Source organism: Kitasatospora sp. MBT63 (genome assembly GCF_000710465.2).
In the GTDB taxonomy this organism is placed as follows: Bacteria; Actinomycetota; Actinomycetes; order Streptomycetales; family Streptomycetaceae; genus Kitasatospora.
Genome location: NZ_JAIZ01000597.1, coordinates 1 through 3,353 on the forward strand (window position 1 = coordinate 1; position 3,353 = coordinate 3,353).

The 3,353-nt window shown below is 72.6% G+C and carries 4 protein-coding genes; 3 read left to right on the top strand and 1 reads right to left on the bottom strand.

Annotated elements, in window-relative coordinates; all coding sequences use genetic code 11:
• Positions 1–61: 61 nt before the first annotated feature.
• Positions 62–1,048: a daunorubicin resistance protein DrrA family ABC transporter ATP-binding protein gene (locus tag AA75_RS31475; RefSeq protein ID WP_033823735.1), complete on the top strand. Its 987-nt coding sequence runs from the start codon at positions 62–64 to the stop codon at positions 1,046–1,048.
• Positions 1,045–1,836 carry an ABC transporter permease gene (locus AA75_RS31480; protein ID WP_033823736.1) on the top strand — a complete coding sequence of 264 codons (792 nt, stop codon included), beginning with the start codon at positions 1,045–1,047 and terminating at the stop codon, positions 1,834–1,836. The genes AA75_RS31475 and AA75_RS31480 overlap by 4 nt, the downstream gene beginning before the upstream one ends.
• Before the next feature lie 88 nt (positions 1,837–1,924).
• Here AA75_RS31480 and AA75_RS31485 read toward each other — a convergent pair whose 3' ends face one another.
• Entirely contained in the window at positions 1,925–2,809 is an 885-nt protein-coding gene (locus AA75_RS31485) for a helix-turn-helix transcriptional regulator (RefSeq protein ID WP_149038489.1), read from the bottom strand.
• A 181-nt stretch (positions 2,810–2,990) separates the two neighbouring features.
• On the opposite strand from AA75_RS31485, the gene AA75_RS31490 reads away from it, so the two are divergent.
• Positions 2,991–3,224 (top strand): hypothetical protein, encoded by a 234-nt coding sequence (locus AA75_RS31490; protein ID WP_033823737.1) that lies wholly within the window; start codon positions 2,991–2,993, stop codon positions 3,222–3,224.
• The last annotated feature ends 129 nt before the right edge of the window (positions 3,225–3,353 follow it).

Below are 3,353 nucleotides of genomic sequence, written 5' to 3' on the forward strand. Positions count from 1 at the left end.
CCCCCCTCACCCCGCCAGCCACCTCAGCCCTCGAACGGAGAGGCACATGCCCACTTCTGTCATGCCCACGTCCAGCAGGAGCGCCGGCCCGCAGTCGCCCGCCGCCGTCTCCGCGGTCGGTCTGCGCAAGTCCTACGGCGACAAGACCGTGCTCGACGGAGTCGACCTGTCCATCCCGGCCGGGACCGTGTTCGCCCTGCTCGGGCCGAACGGCGCCGGCAAGACCACCGCCGTCAAGATCCTCTCCACCCTGATCGGCGCCGACGGCGGGCAGGCCCGGGTCGCGGGCCACGACATCGCCGCCGATCCGCAGTCGGTCCGCGCCGCGATCGGCGTCACCGGTCAGTTCTCCGCCGTCGACGGCCTGATCACCGGCGAGGAGAACATGCTCCTGATGGCGGACCTGCACCACCTCCCGCGCGGCGAGGGCCGCCGGGTCGCCGCCGCCCTGCTGGAGCAGTTCGACCTGACGGCCGCGGCGAAGAAGCCCGCCTCCACCTACTCGGGCGGCATGAAGCGCCGCCTGGACATCGCCATGACCCTGGTCGGCAGCCCGCGGATCATCTTCCTCGACGAACCCACCACCGGCCTCGACCCGCGCTCCCGCCACACCATGTGGCAGATCATCCGCGGTCTCGTCGCCGACGGCGCGACCGTCCTGCTCACCACCCAGTACCTGGAGGAGGCCGACCAGCTCGCCGACCGCGTCGCCGTCCTCCACAACGGGAGGATCGCCGCCGAAGGCACCCCGGACGAGCTCAAGCGGCTGGTCCCCGGCGGGCACGTCCGTCTGCGCTTCACCGACCCGGCCGCCTACCGCACCGCCGCCGCCGCGCTGCCCGACGCCACCCGTGACGACGAGGCGCTGGCCCTGCAGCTGCCCAGCGACGGCAGCCAGCGCCAACTGCGCACCGTGCTCGACCGGCTGGACGGCGCCGCCGTCGAGGCCGACGAGCTGACCGTCCACACCCCCGACCTCGACGACGTGTTCTTCGCCCTCACCGGCACCACCGACATCCCCCACCAGTCCGAGGAGAACGCCCGATGAGCCAGCTCGCCCTCGCCGTCCGCGACTCGTCCACCATGCTGCGGCGCAACCTCCTGCACGCCCGGCGCTACCCGTCGCTCACCCTGAACCTGCTGCTCACCCCGATCATGCTGCTGCTGCTCTTCGTCTACATCTTCGGCGACACCATGAGCGCGGGCCTCGGCGGCGGGCCGGCGGACCGCTCCTCGTACATCGCCTACATCGTGCCGGGCCTGCTGCTGATGACCATCGGCAGCACCGTGGTCGGCACCGCGGTCTCCGTCTCCAACGACATGACCGAGGGCATCATCGCCCGCTTCCGCACCATGGCGATCCACCGCCCCTCGGTGCTCGTCGGGCACGTCGCCGGCAGCGTGCTGCAGTCGGTCGCGAGCGTGGTCCTGGTCGGCGCGGTCGCGGTGGCCATCGGCTTCCGCTCGGTGCACGCCACGGCCCTGGAGTGGCTGGCAGCGTTCGGCCTGCTGGCCCTGTTCGCCCTGGCGTTCACCTGGATCGCCGTCGGCATGGGGCTGATCAGCCCGAACGCCGAGGCGGCCAGCAACAACGCGCTGCCGATGATCCTGCTCCCCCTGCTGTCCAGCGCCTTCGTCCCGGTCCACTCGATGCCCGGCTGGTTCCAGCCGGTCGCCGAGTACCAGCCCTTCACCCCCGCCATCGAGACCCTGCGCGGTCTGCTGCTCGGCACCGGCATCGGGCACAACGGCTGGCTCGCCGTCGGCTGGTGCCTGGCCCTCACCGCCCTCGGCTACCGCTGGTCCACCTCCACCTTCAACCGCGACCCGAAGTAGCCGGGCCCGCACCCCGCGCCCCCCCGCCGGCCCCGGCGGGGGGACGCACGTCGTGGACACCCGCCCCCGTAACACTCATGACTGAGCGTCAGGCGGGATGGAGCTCGTCCTCCGGGGTGTCGAGGAGGCCGGTGCGGGTGGCGATGACGGCGGCCTGGAAGCGGCTCCCGGCGCCGAGGCGTTCGAGGATGTCGGCGACCCGGCGGCGGACGGTGCGCAGGGACATCCCTAGGCGGCGGGCGATCGTCTCGTCCTTGAGGCCGGCGGCGAGCAGCCTCAGCAGGGTGGCGTCGATGTCGCGGGCGGCCTGCCCGAGGGCCTCGGCGCCGAGCGCGGTGGGGTCGACGTAGACGCTGGCATGGGTCCAGGCCTGTTCGAAGATGCCGCGCAGGTAGGCGATGAGGTGCGGTTCCCGGACGGCCAGGGCACCCCAGCTGGTGGTGTCGGTGGGCAGGAACGCCACGGTGTCGTCGAAGACGATGAGACGGCCGAAGAGTTCGTGGGCGGTCCGGTACTCGCCGCCGAGGGCGGTGGCGGCGGCGACGTAGACCTGGGTGGGGCCGTGGAAGCGGACCGAGTGCTGCTGGAGCGTACGCATCCTGATGCCGCGTTCGAGCAGGGCGCGGTCGCGGGCCAGGGCCGGTTCGAGGTTGGCGGGGTTGCGGGAGACGTCGCCGGGCTGGCAGGCGATGACCTCGTGGCGGCAGCGGGCGGCCTCCTGTTCCAGCAGCTCGTGGACCGCCGCACTGTCGGGCAGCAGGGTCACGGCGTCCGCGTCGGCGCCGGGCGCGCCGGGGCGGGTGAGCAGGGTGGCGCGCTGGATGTCCTCGTGCAGGGCCGCCAGGCGCTGCTGGTGGGCGGCGGTCTCGGCGGCGATGCGGGCCTCGAACTCGGCGGCGAGGTCCGCCAGGGCGGTGTGCGGGGGCAGGGGGCCGCCCCCTTCCCGGCGCAGCACGCCATGATTGTCCGTCATGTCTGTTTCGCTCATTTCCTCCCCCTGTCTTGTTGGTGCCCTGACACTTTAATGACGGGCGTCGTGCCTGGTCGGTTGATCGTGCACGGGAAACAATCCAGACATCGGCAGCGAACGCGCCCTTTTCGTCAGCCTCGCCGTTCGCGCCCGCACCACGACTTTTGATCTGAGGGATCCTGCTTTGAACCGTCTCCTGAGCACCGCCGCCGGCGCCGTCACGACCCTGATCGCCCTGTCCGCCCTGGCGGCCCCCTCCGCCACCGCCGCCACCGCCGCGCCGGCGCCGCGTACCTCGGCGGACGTCCGGGAACAGCAGCCCGACCCCGCACAGCCGCACAGCGTCGGCAGCATCCTCAACACGTCCTGGGGCGACTGCTGGCGCGGGCCCGACTGCGGCGACCGCTCCCGCCAGTAGGGGCACACCGGACCCCGGCCGACCGACCGGCGCCGCCCATCCGTAGCCGTCGACCCGTAGCCGTCGACCTGCCTGTTGACGAGGCGTCGACCGCCCCGGCACGAGGATCCCCAGCCGTGCCGCGCCCCC

What these genes read in the sequence shown, in the direction of transcription:
- AA75_RS31475 (WP_033823735.1), top strand. Translation starts at nt 62, where the DNA reads ATGCCCACGTCCAGCAGGAGCGCCGGCCCGCAGTCGCCCGCCGCCGTC.
- AA75_RS31485 (WP_149038489.1), bottom strand. Translation starts at nt 2,809, where the DNA reads ATGACGGACAATCATGGCGTGCTGCGCCGGGAAGGGGGCGGCCCCCTG.
- AA75_RS31480 (WP_033823736.1), top strand. Translation starts at nt 1,045, where the DNA reads ATGAGCCAGCTCGCCCTCGCCGTCCGCGACTCGTCCACCATGCTGCGG.